Genomic DNA, 16762 nt, shown 5'->3' with positions numbered 1-16762 from the left:
GTAACTATGAAGAACCTTTTCAACCTACTCAGCATTATGATGATTTCTAATTTCACCATTGCACAATCGTATAAAATAGAATATGAAGAACGTGCCAACATCAACAACCAACTCAAGAATGTAACCGATCCTGAAACTAGAAAAAGAGTAAGCGCCTATCTATCTAAAGCCACAACTTTCTATTTATACTACAAAAATGGGGAATCATTATACATTGAAGAGAAAGAAAAAATTGCTCAAAATGAAGACTTAAATATTCAAAATCAAAGTTCAAAAAAAATTGAAATTGGTAAAAATGGTGGTGGGATTTATAAAAACTTCAAAACTAAAGAATACCTTCATGAAGCAGATGTTTTAGGCAAAGAATTACTGGTAGTCGATAAGTTAAATAAAATACAATGGAAGCTGCTTGGCGAGGAAAAAACAATTGGAAACTACAAATGCAAGAATGCAGTAGCGACAATTAACAATGAAGAAATTACAGCTTGGTTCACAGATGAAGTAGCATTACAAGACGGTCCTAAAGACTTTTATGGCTTACCAGGTCTTATTATGGAATTAATTGCCGAAAAAAAGACATACCATGCAATCAAAATTACCGAAACAAACTCTAATCTTGATATTAAAAAACCAACAGAGGGAACCAAAGTATCCAAATCAGAATATCTAAAAATTGTAGAAGAAAAAATCAATGAATTAAAAAGAGGTGTAGGCAATTCATTGCGTAATTAAACATGAAGATCCTTATCTCCTTCCTTTTCATTGCTAACTTTTGTTTCTGTCAAAAAACAATCATCGGTAAAGTAGTCAATACTACTGGAGGCGAAGTTCCTTTTGCAACTGTCCAAATGATTCTAAAGGATAAAGTTATCGAATACACTGCTACCGATGAAAATGGATATTTTGAAATAAACTACAACCCAACTACTAGTGCAAATGGTCTTTTGAAAGTAACTCACATGAGTTTTGTATCCAAAAATTGGGAACTGAATTCTTTAGATCTAAAAGATAAAATAGTACTTAGTCTAGTAGAAAAAACAGAAACCCTCAATGAGGTTACGGTTCAAAACAAACTGAGTTACGCCAAAGTAAAAGGAGACACCCTAAGCTATAACCTCAAGGCACTTACTACCGGTAATGAAGAAAAATTAGTTGATGTTCTAAAAAAACTTCCTGGTATTGATATTAATCCGGACGGTAAGATAATTTCACAAGGTAAAGTAATCAATGACTTATTGGTGAACGGTAAAAAAATGTTTGGTGACAATCATAAAATAGCAACCGAAAATATTAATGCTGAGATGCTAAAAGGGATTGATTTACTAAGTAATTTCGAAAGTTTTGCTGCCATTAAAGACGTGGAAGGCAGTAATAAAACAGCTTTAAACATCAATATCAAAGAAGAATATTTAGGCAAAATTACCGGAAACCTAGAAGTATTTGGAGCCCATGATAAGCGCTATCAAGCCAATAGTAATTTATTCAAATTCAATCAAAAGCTTAATCTATCAGCTATACTAAATGTTAATAATACAGGATACCAGCCGATTTCAATGAAGGAATATTTTTCAATGAATAGAAGTGTCAGACAAGAACTTAGAAATAATGATGGACAATCCAATTCTTTGGATACCAATGAAATACCAAAATTTTTATTATCCGACAATAATGTAAATAGTAAATCGAATGAGTTCTTAGCCCTAGATTTTGCATTCCAGTCCTCTAACAAACTGTCAATGAATGGCTTTTCGATAGTCTCAAGGCTGAAAACCAATGAAATTTCAAGAACCTTCAAGACTTTCTTTGATAGTAATTCTACAAACAATGTTGTAGAATTTTTTTCAAGCAACAACGATTTATTGTATAACCAAACTAAACTGAATATTGATTACAAAAGTAACGACAACTCCCTTGTCAATTACACCCTGCTTTTTGACCCAAATACCATCAATACCTATACTAATTTAGAAAACAATATAAGTAATAATCAAAATAGTATAAACGAATACTTTGATAAAGTAAATTTCAAATTTGGACACCAACTCAGTTGGATAAATAAAATTGCTAAAAATAAATTACTGTCATTTAATCTATTTCAAGAATTCAATAAAAATCAAAATGACATAAGACTCGATGCTAATTATGATCTGTTCAACACCGGAAACAAGATCTCCCAAGACATAATAGAAAAAAATAATGATTATGGATTCTACACAAAACTAACAGTAAAGCATCATAATCATATTTTCAAATGGAACATAGGGTATATTGTTGAAAATTCAACTTTCAATACTAGGAATACTATAAGTTCAAATCAAATCAATTTTGATTCAAATTATGCTACCTCTGATGTAGTTATCCAAAAAAATCAAGGAAAATTAAATTACAAGGTCAAATCAGAATGGCGTAACTACTTCCTTAAATTCAAGACAGAAGCTGAAAATACTTCCTTCATTTTGCCAACGCTGCAGTTGAAATACAATTTCAGTGAAATCCACCATATAATGGCTAATTTTTCAAAAACAATCGACTTTTACTCATCGAGTAATTTAAATGAGAATCCATTTTTTGAAAACTTCAGAAATTATTATACTCGATCTACTATTAATTTTTCAAAACCAGTGGTTCAAAACATTTATGCTGTAAATTATTTCAAATTTGATTTATACAATGGAGTTGTAATTATGGCCAATTCATCGTACACCCAATTTGGCAATCGTCTATCAAACAATACTACAAACGCTGGAAACTATATTCAAATACAACAAATCAATACTGAAAATCAGTATTCTTGGAATAATGTATTCTCTTTCGAAACCCGTATTTCAAAGATTAAAAACAAATTCAAATTGACACTAAATCATATCAATTCAAATTTTAATAATCAAATAAACTCCCAATTTAATATTCAAAAAACAGAATTCACAAGTCTAAGAACATCATTGATAAGTATCTTTAAAAATGAATTGTTCAATTATGAATTCGGTTTGAACTACAGCCAACAAAACAACAATTTGACCTTGTTTAACAATCATGATAAAATCGTTCAAGTAAATCCATTTCTATCATTCAACGGGAATCTAAAAAATAAATTCAATTATTTTATAGATCATTCGTTTGAAAAATTTATCTCAAAAATTGAAACTACCAATTTTTATAATCTAAGTTTTAAATTGAATTATAAAACCAATAAAATGAAATTTTGGATTGAAGGAAACAATATTCTCAACATCAATAATGCTCAGGTACTAAAATTCACTTCTAAAAACAACTTCACTTCAACAGAAGTAATAAATAGGTTAGCTGGTTATATTGGACTTGGGGTTGGCTTTAATATAAAATAACCCTTTGGGTGTAATTGTTAATAACGTCTCCCTACGCATAGAGACGAGAGTTTTTTTTGTTTAATAAATGGAACAAAAAATATATCGAGAGCCAATATTAATGAAATTTAACTTGTTCTATCATCCTGTACAAAGAAGAAGGACATTTTTTTTTGAAAATCACACGAACTGACGTGAAATTATCATAAAAAATTTATTATACCCAACGAGTTTAATTAAAGGTTCTAAATTTAGAATGTTTTCTTATCAAAAAGTTAATTACGTTAAATTTTTGTAAAGGTGTTTTTGAGTGTAGAAATCAATTAATAGGTTTGCTTGTTTAATAACATAAATCACAACTTTTAATTTATTTTTTACTATGAATTTCCAAAAACAGTACTTAACATTAGCTATATCTTTTAGCTTAATCATTGGTGGTTCTATTTCTATTTTGGCACAAAATCAGAAAAAAAGAGAACTCATCGAAATCAACAATGAAAATAACGATGTGGTGATGACTTGGAACAAAACCACGCCTGAATCAGAAATGAATGACGATGTAAAAGCGCTTAAAGAATATGGCGTTACCATAAACTATTCGGATGTAAAACGCAATGATAAAAACGAAATTACGAGTTTAAAAGTAAGTTACGAAGATAAAAAGGGAAACAAAGGCGAATTGAAACTCAACCAACAATCTCCTATTTCGACCATCAACTTTTACAAATCAGGTAATGAAATTGGTTTTGGGACACCTACCAATTCTAATGGAATGAATAATTTTTTCTTTAATGGGGTGCCAAATGGAAAAGTATTGAAACAATTTGGATTCCATGATGAAGAAGGAAATCCATCAAACGAGAACTTCCGATTTAATTTCTCAGACAAAAACGATTCGCCAAAATCTATTAAAAAGTCCAAAATAGTTATTAAAAAACCCAACAAAAAAGATTTGATTATCGAAGATGGAATTGTTATCTCTGGTGCTGAAGATTATTCTGAAGAAGAAATAAAAAATTTTAAAAAAGATGCTCCAAAAAATCCCAATATATTTGATAATTCCGACCTGAGTGAATTAGGGGAATTTGATTTACGAAACGAAAATGGAGTTAAAGAGTTCAAAAAGAAAATCAAAAAAATGATTAATTCTGAAGATTCCGATGCTGACGAAAAATCAGAATTAGCTAAAGCCAAAGACGAAATGATCAAAGCAAAAGAAGAATTGGAAAAAGCCCGTATCGCTTTAGAGAAAGCTACCCAATCGAAATCAAAAAAGAAATAAATTAAAAAAGACCATTATATTGATGGTCTTTTTTATTTTTACCAAAAAAAAAGCAATGTTCAAAGTCTTAGCTAAAATTAATAAAGTGCTGTTACCAAGTTTAACCAAACAACGCTTGGATGTGACCAAAGCAAAGAAGTGGCAGATGGCATTGTTAGGATACCGTTATTATGTAACTTGTAGAGCCTTAGATAAATAAATACCAAAAAGCAGTAGTAGTCCAAAAAAAGCCGTTATTTTTTAATTTTCGATTTGGATATCTATCAATTTTAGCTATATTTGCACCCGCAACAAGGCCTCGTGGCGCAACTGAATAGCGCATCTGATTACGGCTCAGAAGGTTACTGGTTTGAATCCAGTCGAGGTCACGAATAAAAACAAAACAATCCAAAAATAATCAAGCTTGCTTGAAATTGTTTTTGGATTTTTTGTTTTTTCAAAGCGGAGCTTTGCTGGATATGTAATCCAGAAACAGCTTGAGCGTTTTTTTATTTTAATTGTATTTTCAAAGCGGAGCTTTGCTGAAAATATAATCCAGTCTATAAAATAATCAAGCTTGCTTGAAATTGTTTTTGGATTTTTTGTTTTTTCAAAGCGGAGCTTTGCTGGAAATATAATCCAGTAAAATATAAATCCCTTCATATTATGACAGCCTATTTCTTTGATATCACTTACCAAGACACCACTTATGGTGAGGAAGAAATGCATCTCAAAGAATTTGAATCCTGTCAGTTTATCAATTGTGATTTTACCGCTTGTAATTTCATTGGGGTTACCTTTATTGACTGCACGTTTACCAATTGCAATTTTAATAGCACCAAACTCAATCATACTGCTTTACGAACCGTACAGTTCAATAACTGCAAAATGCAAGACATTAATTTTGCCATGTGCGACAAATTGATTTTTGAAATAGCGTTTAGCCGTTGCAACTTGGATTTCTCTAAATTTTATACACTAAAACTAAAAGAAACACTGTTTAAAAACTGTAGTTTGATTGCCGTTGATTTTATGGCAACCGATTTATGTGAAGTAGTATTTGATAACTGTGATTTGTATCGCGCAGAGTTTGACAAAGCGAACGCCACAAAAGCCGATTTTAGAACCAGCTACAATTACACCATTGACCCAGAAAAGACCAAAATAAAAAAAGCCACTTTCGCTTTAGAAGGTTTAAAAGGATTGCTGTATAAACACAATATCATTGTGGAGTAATTGTGTTTTTAAATTTGAAATTGAAATTGATTTTTGATATTGAAGAACTTTGATATTGATATTGATTTATCCGTGAATAGTCTCGTTTTTACCATAGTTGGAAATAATAGAGGCTTCAAAATCCAACCATTCTCTCCAGCGTTTTTCTACATCGATTCCTTCTCCGTATTTTCGAGCATAACCAATAAAAGTAGTGTAATGACCCGCTTCACTTTCCATCAAATTTCTATAAAAAGTAGCTAATTCTTCGTCTTCAATATTTTCAGAAAGTACTTTAAAACGCTCACAACTTCTCGCCTCTATCATAGCAGAGAACAACAAACGTTCTACCAATCCCGAAACCCTACTCCCAGTATTGCTGCGTTTCATGTACAAATACAACTCATTCACATAATCGTCTTTGCGTTCGCGACCTAATTTAAGTCCGCGTTTGATAATGATATTGTGTACTTGTTCAAAATGGTCGATTTCTTCTTTGGCCAAAGCCAATAAATCCTGAACTAAATCTTGATGCTCCGAATTGTGTGTAATTATTGTAATCGCATTGGTAGCTGCTTTCTGTTCGCACCAAGCGTGATCTGTCAGAATTTCTTCAATATTTGTTTCTACAATATTTACCCATCTTGGGTCGGTTGGCAATTTCAATCTCAGTATGGACATAAAAAATTTTGTTTCAAGTTTAGGGTTTCAAGTTCAGTTTAGGAGTAAAAAAATAAGGTTTTGCAATTACTTTCCGTAAAAACAAAACCTTATCATTTAACTTAAAAAAAATTTAGAAAACGAAAATAGGTCTTTCGATCATCATTTCATTTACTTCAGCAGCAACTTCTTCGATTACATCTTCGTCAGTATGATTCATCAAGACTTTATCAATAAGTGCTACAATAGTTTCCATATCTTCTTCTACTAAACCACGAGTAGTGATAGCAGCAGTTCCAACACGAATTCCTGAAGTAACAAATGGCGATTTGTCATCAAATGGAACCATATTTTTATTTACAGTAATTTCGGCTTTTACCAACGCATTTTCAGCGTCTTTACCTGAAATATTTTTGTTTCTTAAGTCAATCAACATCATGTGATTATCTGTACCACCAGAAATGATTTCGTATCCTCTTTTCACAAAAGCGTCAGCCATTGCTTTCGCATTTTTTTGCAATTGCATCGCATATGTAAAAAACTCATCTTGTAATGCTTCACCAAAAGCAACTGCTTTAGCAGCAATGATGTGCATTAATGGTCCACCTTGATTTCCTGGAAAAACAGCCAAGTCTAATAAATTAGACATCATTCTGATTTCTCCTTTTGGAGTAGTTAGTCCAAATGGATTTTCAAAATCTTTACCCATCAAGATCAAACCGCCACGTGGCCCACGTAATGTTTTGTGAGTTGTAGTTGTAACAATATGACAGTGAGGCAATGGATCGTTCATCAATCCTTTAGCAATCAAACCTGCAGGATGCGAAATATCAGCTAATAAAATAGCGCCAACGCTATCTGCAATTTGTCTGAAACGAGCAAAATCCATATCACGAGAATAAGCCGAAGCTCCAGCGATAATTAATTTTGGTTGTGATTGAGTCGCGATTTCTTGAATTTTATCGTAATCCAATCGTCCTGTTTCCTTGTCAACACCGTAAAAAACAGGGTTATACAAACGTCCAGAAAAATTTACTGGCGAACCGTGAGTCAAGTGACCACCGTGTGCCAAATCAAATCCTAAAATAGTATCGCCTGGTTTAATACAAGCGTGATATACTGCTGTATTGGCTTGAGATCCAGAGTGAGGTTGCACGTTAGCATATTCAGCTCCAAATAATTCTTTAGCTCTGTCAATAGCAATTTGTTCTACAACATCCACTACTTCACAACCGCCGTAGTATCTTTTTCCAGGGTATCCTTCAGCATATTTATTGGTTAAAACAGAACCAGCAGCTTCCATTACTTCGTCACTTACAAAGTTTTCTGATGCAATTAGTTCTATTCCGTGAATTTGTCTTTCTTGTTCTTCTAAAATAAGGTCAAAAATTTGTTCGTCGCGTTGCATGTGTGTAGTTTTTGTTATTGAACTGCAAAATTACAAAAAAAGCTTGTCTAAATAATGTGGTAAGTCTATATTTGGCAGAGTACTTTTTAACAAACTAATTAACAACAGACATCTTGCCATTCGCTAGTATCGTTTTCGAAAAAATAAAGTATCCCAAATTTAAACCAAGCCCAATGAAAAAAATTATTACCATACTCATCATCAGTTTACTAGTTAGTAATTGCGCTGTCAAACACACCCAAAAATTAGTCTATTCTGGCGACTATGATAATGCCATCACAATAGCCGTTTCAAGTTTAGCATCAAATAAAGATAAGAAGAGTAAGCAAGAATACGTTTTGCTTTTAGAAGAAGCTTTCGCAAAAGCGAAAGAAAGAGATTTAAATTCCATTTCACTACTCGAAAAAGAAGCTAACCCAACACAAATAGAACGCTTATATGAAATCTATGTTGGGTTAAACAATCGCCAAGAAAAGATAAAACCTTTGCTTCCACTTCAAATAATCAACCAAAACCGAGAGGCAGTATTCCAATTTGACGATTACAATGAAAAATTAGTAGGTACTAAAAATGCACTTTCAAATTATTTGTTAGATAATGCGAAAGCGTTACTTAAGAAAAATAACAAAAAGGATTATCGCAAAGCATTTGATGACTTATACTATTTAAATCGAATCAATCCTAATTTTAAAGAGGTCAACGAACTCCTTAATGAAGCTAAATTCAAAGGCTCAGATTATGTTGTAGTTAGCACTAAAAATGAAACCAATATGATTATTCCTGCCCGATTGCAAAGCGATCTATTGGATTTCAACACCTATGGGTTAAACGATAAATGGACTGTATACCACAATTTGGAACAAAATGGCATTACTTATGATTATGGAATTTCTATTCGTTTTAGAGATGTGTTCATTTCGCCAGAACAAATCAAAGAAAGAGAATTTATCAAAGAACGTAGAATCAAAGACGGTCAAAAGAAATTGATTGACGCGAATGGAAAAGAGGTTATAGACGAAAAAGGAAAAGTAGTTTTTGTAGATAATTTAAAAGACATTACGGTACGAATTAATGAATTTAGACAATTCAAATCCTGTCAGATTGAGGCGAAAGTAGAATATTCGAATTGGAAAACGAATGAATTGTTGCAAAGTTTTCCGTTGCGTAGCGAATTTATTTTTGAACATGTTTATGCCAATTATAAAGGAGATCGAAGAGCTGCAGAAGATAATTACTACTCCGTTTTTGATAAAAGAAGCATTCCATTCCCTACAAATGAACAAATGATTTATGATACAGGAGAAGATTTAAAACAAAAACTTAAATCCATTTTATCTCGAAATAATTTTGATAAATAATTTCAAGAGATCTATTTAAATCATAACAAAGGCTTATAAATATGTTAGATATTTAAAAGTGTTACGTTTAATCGTAAAAAAGTAGTACTATTGCATTTCAAATGAATAACAAGAGTCTACATACTACTTCATTGTCACGGACAATTTTATTTTCTGCCTCTCCCGAGGTACGGACACTATAATCATAGTTTCCTCAGAAATAAATTATTTATTCATACAATCCTTTTTTTATTTTGAAAATTTTACCAATTCATTTGGAGTTAGTTATTACTAATTCTAAATCACTAAGAATTATCTTTTTGCAACAATTGTTTCCCTTTTGGGTAGTCTATTTTATTGATCAGTTGCATTCAAAACAAATAATTATCAATCATTAAATTTAAATTCAAACGCTTAAAATGGATATCAAAATAGTTGTAACCCAAGAAGAGCATTATCAATACGCTGAAACAATTTGCAATACAATTGAAATTTCTGCGAAATTAAGAGGTACTGGAATAGCCAAAAGAACACCCGACTATATTTTACAAAAAATGCAAGCCAAAGATGCTATCATTGCTTTGGTCAATAACGAATTTGCAGGTTTTTGTTATATCGAAAGTTGGGAGCACGCCAAGTTTGTGGCACATTCAGGTTTAATTGTTCATCCTAAATACAGAAATTTAGGCCTTGCTAAAAAAATCAAATCCAAAGTTTTTGATTACTCACTTAGAAAATACCCTAATGCCAAAGTCTTTGGAATCACTACTGGTTTACCCGTAATGAAAATTAATTCAGATTTAGGATACAAACCTGTTCCATTTTCAGAGTTAACAACTGATCCAAGCTTTTGGAAAGGATGTAAAACCTGTACTAATTATGAAATATTAAAGAGTAAAGACAATAAAATGTGCCTGTGCACTGGAATGTTGTACGATCCAAAAGAGAAACAAAAAATTCCACCTAAACATCCATTTAACCTAAAAGTTCTCAATAGATTAAAGAAAATAAAAGAAGCCTTATTCTTAAAAAAATAAAACTATGAAAAAAGTTGTATTAGCCTATAGCGGAGGATTAGATACCTCATATTGCCTGAAATATTTAAAAAATGAAAAAGGATATGAAGTGCATACTGTATTAATCAATACAGGTGGTTTTGACGAAGCGGAATTGAAAGCTATCGAAGAGAGAGCTTACGAATTAGGAAGTGCGCAACACGCAAACCTTACTATTCTGGACAAATACTACGATAAAGCCATTAAATATTTGATTTATGGCAACGTATTGAAAAACAACACCTACCCACTTTCTGTAAGTGCAGAACGTGTTTTTCAAGCTATTGAAGCGATTAAATATGCAACGTCAGTTGGCGCAAGCGCTATTGCTCACGGAAGTACGGGTGCTGGAAACGACCAAATTCGTTTTGATTTGATTTTCCAAACCATCGCTCCTGAAATTGAGATTATCACTCCTATTCGTGATTTAAAATTATCACGTCAGGAAGAAGTCGATTATTTGGCTAAAAACGGCGTACACTATTCTTGGGAAAAAGCACAATATTCGATCAACAAAGGACTATGGGGAACAAGTGTAGGTGGAAAAGAGACCTTAACATCACACCAAGCTTTACCAAGTGAAGCCTACCCTTCTCAATTGCAAAAACAAGGAGAGGAAATAGTAACTTTAGAATTTCACGAAGGACAATTGGTTGCTGTGAATGGTAAAAAAAACACGCCTCCAAACAACATTGTGATTTTAGAAAAATTGGCAAATGCCTATGCTATTGGTCGAGACATTCATGTGGGTGATACTATTATCGGAATCAAAGGAAGAGTTGGTTTTGAAGCCGCTGCACCATTAATTATCATCAAAGCACACCATTTACTGGAGAAACATACTTTAGGAAAATGGCAACAATATTGGAAAGAACAATTAGGTAACTGGTACGGCATGTTATTCCACGAAGGACAATTTCTAGATCCAGTCATGCGTAATATCGAAACCTTCTTAGAAGACACTCAAAAAACTGTCAACGGAACCGTAACGGTAACTTTAAAACCTTATCATTTCTCATTGGACGGAATCGAATCTAAAAACGATTTAATGAATACAGGATTTGGACAATATGGCGAAATGAACAATGCTTGGACATCCGATGATGCCAAAGGATTCATTAAGATTTTAGGAAATGCACAAAATATATTTTCATCTGTAAACCAATTGAGTCATGATTAAAGTTGGAATAATTGGAGGTTCTGGATACACAGCTGGCGAACTCATTAGGATTTTGATGTTTCATCCCAATGCGACTCTAGATTTTGTTTACAGCACGACTAATGCTGGCAAACCCTTATCTATAGCACATCACGATTTGATGGGCGATATTGAAATGAATTTCACCGACCAAGTAAATCCTAATGTCAATGTGGTTTTCTTGTGTTTGGGTCACGGAAAATCAAAAGCGTTTTTAGAACAAAACCAATTTTCAAATCACACTAAAATCATTGACTTAGGAAACGATTTTAGATTGACAAAAGACGCTGAATTCGACGGAAAGCAATTTGTGTATGGTTTACCAGAATTGAACAAAACAGCAATCCAATCCGCTAATTATATTGCCAATCCGGGTTGTTTTGCTACGGCAATTCAATTGGCTTTATTGCCATTGGCAAAAAGTGGATTGTTAAACGAAGATGTGCATATTAACGCTACCACTGGGAGTACAGGAGCTGGAGTGAGTCCTTCAGAAACGTCACATTTCAGTTGGAGGAACAATAATATGTCGCATTACAAAGCCTTTGAACACCAACATTTGGGAGAAATCAATCAAAGCATTCAGCAATTACAAGCGGGATATCCAAACGAATTGATTTTTGTTCCTAATAGAGGGGATTTCGCAAGAGGAATTTTTGCCACTTTATACACTAAAGTTGAAGAAAGTTTAGAAGATATCGTAGCAAAATATGAAGCCTATTATGCTGACCAACCCTTTGTAACGGTGACTACTACGAATATCAATATGAAGCAGGTAGTGCAAACCAACAAATGCATCATCAGTTTAATGAAAAAAGGAAACCGGCTTTTGATTACGTCAGTAATTGACAATTTAACCAAGGGCGCCTCAGGACAAGCCGTTCAAAATATGAACTTGTTATTTGGCTTAGAAGAAACCACAGGATTGCATTTAAAGCCTTGTGGATTCTAAATAAAATTGTTTCAAGTTTAAGGTTTAAAGTTCACTCGAAACCTGAAACCTGAAACCTGAAACTTCAAACTTTAAACTTTAAAAAAATGAACTTATTTGACGTTTATCCTTTATACAATATCACCCCTGTAAAAGCGGTGGATTGCACAATTACAGACAATAAGGGTGTGGAATACCTAGATTTATATAGTGGTCACGGTGTAATTTCGATTGGTCACACTCACCCCTATTATGTGTCAAAATTGAAAGAACAACTGGATGCCATTGGGTTTTATTCCAATGCTATTCAGAATCCATTGCAAGTAGAATTAGCCGAAAAGCTTGGAAAATTATCTGGTTATGAGGATTATAGTTTGTTTTTGTGCAGTTCTGGGGCTGAAGCCAATGAGAACGCACTAAAACTAGCTTCGTTCCACAACAACAAATCGCGTGTAATTGCTTTTGACAATTCGTTCCACGGAAGAACATCGGCAGCAGTAGCGGTAACTGATAACAAAAAAATTGTAGCGCCATTAAATGCACAACAAGTAGTTACCTTTTTGCCTTTGAACCAAATTGAATTGGTCGAAGCTGAACTTCAAAAAGGTGATGTTTGTACTGTTATCATTGAAGGAATTCAAGGCGTGGGCGGTTTGGACGAAGGAACTACCGAATTCTTCCAAGCCTTAGAAAAAATATGCGCACAATACGAAGTAGTCCTAATTTTAGACGAGGTACAATCTGGTTACGGAAGAACTGGAAAATTCTTTGCACACCAACACCACAATATCAAAGCCGACATTATTTGTTTAGCAAAAGGAATGGGGAATGGTTTCCCTATTGGCGGTATTTTAATCTCACCAAAATTCAAAGCGACTTATGGTTTATTAGGAACTACTTTTGGCGGAAGTCATTTGGCTTGTGCCGCAGGAATTGCTGTTTTGGATGTCATTAAAGAGGAAAAGTTAATGGACAATGCAAATGAGATATATGCTTATTTCTTAGAAGTCATTCAACAAATTCCAGAAGTAAAAAAAGTAAAAGGAAAAGGTTTAATGCTTGGTGTTGAATTTGATTTTGAAATCAATGAGCTGCGTAAAAAAATGATTATTGACAAGCATATCTTCACTGGAAATGCCAATAACAAAAATCTATTACGAATACTTCCTCCATTGACAATCAATAAGAAAGGTATCGATACTTTAATTATTGCTTTAAAAGAAAGCTTAAAAGAAATATAGCCAATTCGTTGCCGCATTAATCAACAAATAAAATGAATTATACTACTATACAAGAAATAGATTCGCTTCAAGAATGGGTAAATGAAGCCATTGCAATCAAAAAAAATCCATTGCAAAACAAAGCCTTAGGCGAAAATAAAACCTTAGGAATGTTGTTTTTCAATCCTAGTTTACGAACGCGTTTGAGTACGCAAAAGGCGGCTTTGAATTTAGGAATGAATGTGATGGTGATGAACTTTACCAATGAAGGTTGGACACTCGAATTTGAAGATGGATCCATCATGGATCAAGGAGCGTCTGAACACATCAAAGAAGCAGCTCAAGTAGTATCTCAATATTGTGATATCATTGCCATTAGAGCTTTTGCTGAGCTGAAAGACAAAGAAAAAGACAATGCCGAAACTGTTCTTTCTGGCTTTCTAAAATACGCTACTGTCCCCATTGTGAATATGGAAAGTGCTACGGGACACCCCTTACAAGCGTTGGCAGATGCTATCACGATGGAAGAACACAAAACAGTTCACCGTCCAAAAGTAGTTTTATCTTGGGCGCCTCATCCAAAAGCACTGCCACAGGCTGTTGCCAATTCATTTGTGCAAATGATGCAATTACAAGACGCTGATTTTGTTATCACGCATCCGGAAGGATATGAATTAAATCCTGAGATTACAAAGGATTCTAAAATTGAGTACGACCAAAACAAAGCGTTTGAGAATGCCGATTTCATTTATACCAAGAACTGGAGTAGTTATAAGGAATACGGAAAAGTAACCAATACAGACCCGAACTGGACGGTTACAGCCGAAAAAATGCAACTCACTAATACTGCTAAATTTATGCACTGTTTGCCCGTTAGACGTAATGTAATTGTAGCAGACGAAGTGATTGACAATGCAAATTCAATTGTGATTGAACAAGCTAATAACAGAACCTATGCAGCACAACTGGTTTTGCAAAAAATTTTGGAAGAAATTAGAAGTTAGTGGGTTATTAGTTTATCTGTTTAAACGTTTATAAGTCATTTTATTCAAAAAAAAATGCTCAAAACATAGCCAACGGTTTTTACCGTGGGATTAAAATAGAATTAATAGTTTATAAATTAACAAAGTCATTAATTCAAAAAGAAAGTTGCTCATAACATAGCCCACGGTTTCAACCGTGGGATTAAATTGAATTAAAAGTTTATAAGTGATTAAAAAAAAATGCTAAAAACATAGCCCACAGTTTCAACAGTATGTACAATAACAAGTTAGAAATTATAAAAAATGGTAGAAAATAATATAGACAAAGAATTCGTAACTATCATCAAAATCGGAGGAAATATCATTGATAATCCTGCGGAATTAGCTTCTTTTTTAGCTGATTTTGCAGCTTTGGAAGGCAAAACGATTCTAGTTCATGGTGGTGGAAAATCAGCAACTAAATTAGCGCAAAGTATGGGATTAGCTCCTCAAATGATTGAAGGTCGTCGAATCACCGATGCACCAATGCTAGAAGTTGTGGTAGGAGTTTATGCTGGGCAAATCAACAAAGAAATAGTGGCAAGATTACAAGCTAATGGATTGAATGCAATGGGATTTTCAGGTGCAGATGGAAATTTAATTCTGTCCGATAAACGAAATCATGCTACTATCGATTATGGTTTTGTAGGCGATGTAAAAAAAGTAAATACCAACTTATTAGCTAGTTTACTTGATAATGGCATTACACCCGTTTTTTGTGCTATTACGCACGATGGAAAAGGACAACTATTAAACACGAATGCCGATACCATTGCAAGCGAATTAGCCATTGCTTTGTCGGCAATATATGATGTAACACTAATTTATTGCTTTGAAAAACCAGGTGTTTTGTTTGATGCTGAAGACGATAATTCGGTTATTGAAGCAATCCATCCCGATTTGTATTCCAAATTAAAAGCGGAACAAGCGATTCATTCCGGTATGATTCCGAAATTAGACAACTGTTTCAACAGCTTATCTAAAGGAGTACAACAAATCCGAATTGGACACCATCGCATGTTACAAAACAAAAGGGCGACTTATACGACAATTACTTTATGAAGACTATAGAAATACTTACACTAGAAGCTATTGACTTGTTAAAAGCGCTAATTGAAACGCCTTCCTTTTCTAGTGAAGAAAATCAAACCGCTTTATTAATAGAGAATTGGTTTACTCAAAATGGAGTTCCTTTTCAAAGAGAGAATAACAATATTTGGGCTTTCAACCAACATTTTGACGAAAGCAAACCAACACTTTTATTGAATTCGCATCACGATACAGTAAAGCCCAATCAAGGTTATACGAACGATCCTTTTGAAGCCATTGTAAAAGACGGTAAGTTATTTGGTCTAGGAAGTAATGATGCAGGAGGTTGTTTGGTTTCGCTTCTAGCAACATTTGTTCATTTTTATGGACAAGAAAATTTACCTTATAATATAGTTATTGTAGCATCGGCAGAAGAAGAAAGCAGCGGCAAAAATGGCTTAAACAGTGTTTTACAACATTTACCTGAATTGGATTGTGCCATTGTCGGCGAGCCTACTTTAATGCAATTGGCTATAGCCGAAAAAGGTTTATTAGTATTGGATGTTATCGTCAAAGGAACAGCCAGTCATGCGGCGCACCAAAACAATGACAACCCAATTTACAAAGCAATGCCTATAATTGATTGGTTCAATTCTTATCAATTTGAAAAAATTTCTGAGGTTTTAGGACCTGTAAAAATGACTGTAACCCAAGTGAATGCTGGAAAACAACACAATGTGGTTCCTGCCGAATGTCATTTGGTTATCGATATTCGAGTGAATGATTGCTATAGCAATGTTGAAATTTTAGAAACAGTAAAAACTCATGTTCAAGCAGAAGTTAATCCGCGTTCAATGAATTTAAACGCTTCTTCTATTCCGTTGGAACACGGTTTAGTTCAAGCTGGAATTGCATTAGGAAGAACTACTTATGGTTCGCCAACCCTTTCAGATCAGTCAGTATTGAGTTGTCAATCCTTAAAATTGGGTCCAGGAGAAACGCTTCGCTCCCACTCGGCTGACGAATTTATATTTATTAACGAAATAGAAGAAGGAATTCAATTGTATATCAAAATACTAACTGACTTTTTCAAGCAATAAAAA

At 33.5% G+C, this 16762-nt stretch carries 16 protein-coding genes and 1 tRNA gene; 14 read left to right on the top strand and 3 right to left on the bottom strand.

Annotated elements, in window-relative coordinates; all coding sequences use genetic code 11:
* Nucleotides 1-6: 6 nt before the first annotated feature.
* The 5 genes from LPC23_RS07710 to LPC23_RS07690 all read left to right on the top strand — a co-directional run bounded on the left by LPC23_RS07710 (nucleotide 7) and on the right by LPC23_RS07690 (nucleotide 4973).
* Nucleotides 7-732 carry a GLPGLI family protein gene (locus LPC23_RS07710; protein ID WP_229329320.1) on the top strand — a complete coding sequence of 242 codons (726 nt, stop codon included), beginning with the start codon at nucleotides 7-9 and terminating at the stop codon, nucleotides 730-732.
* A gap of 2 nt (nucleotides 733-734) precedes the next feature.
* The gene (locus tag LPC23_RS07705; protein WP_229329318.1) at nucleotides 735-3344 is read left to right on the top strand and encodes a carboxypeptidase-like regulatory domain-containing protein; all 2610 of its coding nucleotides are present in this window, start codon (nucleotides 735-737) and stop codon (nucleotides 3342-3344) included.
* Nucleotides 3345-3702: 358 nt separating this feature from the next.
* Nucleotides 3703-4605 carry a hypothetical protein gene (locus LPC23_RS07700; RefSeq protein ID WP_229329316.1) on the top strand — a complete coding sequence of 301 codons (903 nt, stop codon included), beginning with the start codon at nucleotides 3703-3705 and terminating at the stop codon, nucleotides 4603-4605.
* A gap of 55 nt (nucleotides 4606-4660) precedes the next feature.
* On the top strand, nucleotides 4661-4804 hold the full coding sequence (locus LPC23_RS07695) for an SsrA-binding protein (RefSeq protein ID WP_229329314.1): 144 nt from the start codon (nucleotides 4661-4663) through the stop codon (nucleotides 4802-4804).
* 95 nt (nucleotides 4805-4899) lie between these two features.
* Nucleotides 4900-4973, top strand: a tRNA-Arg gene (locus LPC23_RS07690).
* On the opposite strand, the gene LPC23_RS07685 is transcribed toward LPC23_RS07690, so the two are convergent.
* Nucleotides 4939-5247, bottom strand: a complete 309-nt coding sequence (locus LPC23_RS07685) for a hypothetical protein (protein WP_229329312.1) — start codon at nucleotides 5245-5247, stop codon at nucleotides 4939-4941. The two genes, LPC23_RS07690 and LPC23_RS07685, sit on opposite strands and share 35 nt — an antisense overlap.
* Nucleotides 5248-5250: 3 nt before the next feature.
* Between LPC23_RS07685 and LPC23_RS07680 the strand changes: the two genes are divergently transcribed.
* Complete coding sequence (locus LPC23_RS07680) at nucleotides 5251-5820, top strand: pentapeptide repeat-containing protein (protein WP_229329310.1); 570 nt, start codon at nucleotides 5251-5253, stop codon at nucleotides 5818-5820.
* Between the two features lie 66 nt (nucleotides 5821-5886).
* On the opposite strand, the gene LPC23_RS07675 is transcribed toward LPC23_RS07680, so the two are convergent.
* Together LPC23_RS07675 and glyA are read right to left on the bottom strand one after the other, a co-directional pair.
* On the bottom strand, nucleotides 5887-6474 hold the full coding sequence (locus LPC23_RS07675) for a MiaE family protein (protein WP_272490533.1): 588 nt from the start codon (nucleotides 6472-6474) through the stop codon (nucleotides 5887-5889).
* Nucleotides 6475-6592: 118 nt separating this feature from the next.
* The gene (gene glyA / locus LPC23_RS07670; protein ID WP_229329308.1) at nucleotides 6593-7867 is read right to left on the bottom strand and encodes a serine hydroxymethyltransferase; all 1275 of its coding nucleotides are present in this window, start codon (nucleotides 7865-7867) and stop codon (nucleotides 6593-6595) included.
* 173 nt (nucleotides 7868-8040) lie between these two features.
* Here glyA and LPC23_RS07665 point away from each other — a divergent pair, with 173 nt between their 5' ends.
* The 8 genes from LPC23_RS07665 to LPC23_RS07630 all read left to right on the top strand — a co-directional run bounded on the left by LPC23_RS07665 (nucleotide 8041) and on the right by LPC23_RS07630 (nucleotide 16759).
* Nucleotides 8041-9225: a hypothetical protein gene (locus LPC23_RS07665; protein ID WP_229329307.1), complete on the top strand. Its 1185-nt coding sequence runs from the start codon at nucleotides 8041-8043 to the stop codon at nucleotides 9223-9225.
* A gap of 398 nt (nucleotides 9226-9623) precedes the next feature.
* Nucleotides 9624-10241 carry a GNAT family N-acetyltransferase gene (locus LPC23_RS07660; protein WP_229329305.1) on the top strand — a complete coding sequence of 206 codons (618 nt, stop codon included), beginning with the start codon at nucleotides 9624-9626 and terminating at the stop codon, nucleotides 10239-10241.
* A gap of 4 nt (nucleotides 10242-10245) precedes the next feature.
* On the top strand, nucleotides 10246-11439 hold the full coding sequence (locus LPC23_RS07655) for an argininosuccinate synthase (protein ID WP_229329303.1): 1194 nt from the start codon (nucleotides 10246-10248) through the stop codon (nucleotides 11437-11439).
* Nucleotides 11432-12409, top strand: a complete 978-nt coding sequence (gene argC / locus LPC23_RS07650; RefSeq protein ID WP_229329301.1) for an N-acetyl-gamma-glutamyl-phosphate reductase — start codon at nucleotides 11432-11434, stop codon at nucleotides 12407-12409. The genes LPC23_RS07655 and argC overlap by 8 nt, the downstream gene beginning before the upstream one ends.
* 86 nt (nucleotides 12410-12495) lie before the next feature.
* Nucleotides 12496-13629, top strand: a complete 1134-nt coding sequence (locus tag LPC23_RS07645) for an aspartate aminotransferase family protein (RefSeq protein WP_229329299.1) — start codon at nucleotides 12496-12498, stop codon at nucleotides 13627-13629.
* A gap of 32 nt (nucleotides 13630-13661) precedes the next feature.
* Nucleotides 13662-14612 (top strand): N-acetylornithine carbamoyltransferase, encoded by a 951-nt coding sequence (locus tag LPC23_RS07640; RefSeq protein WP_229329297.1) that lies wholly within the window; start codon nucleotides 13662-13664, stop codon nucleotides 14610-14612.
* Nucleotides 14613-14894: 282 nt separating this feature from the next.
* Nucleotides 14895-15692 (top strand): acetylglutamate kinase, encoded by a 798-nt coding sequence (gene argB, locus LPC23_RS07635; RefSeq protein ID WP_229329294.1) that lies wholly within the window; start codon nucleotides 14895-14897, stop codon nucleotides 15690-15692.
* Entirely contained in the window at nucleotides 15689-16759 is a 1071-nt protein-coding gene (locus LPC23_RS07630; protein ID WP_229329293.1) for a M20 family metallo-hydrolase, read from the top strand. Before argB ends, LPC23_RS07630 begins: the two co-directional genes overlap by 4 nt.
* Nucleotides 16760-16762: the final 3 nt, after the last annotated feature.

Source organism: Flavobacterium ammonificans, assembly GCF_020885975.1.
GTDB lineage: Bacteria > Bacteroidota > Bacteroidia > Flavobacteriales > Flavobacteriaceae > Flavobacterium > Flavobacterium ammonificans.
This window is presented reverse-complemented; position numbering and strand designations above follow the sequence as displayed.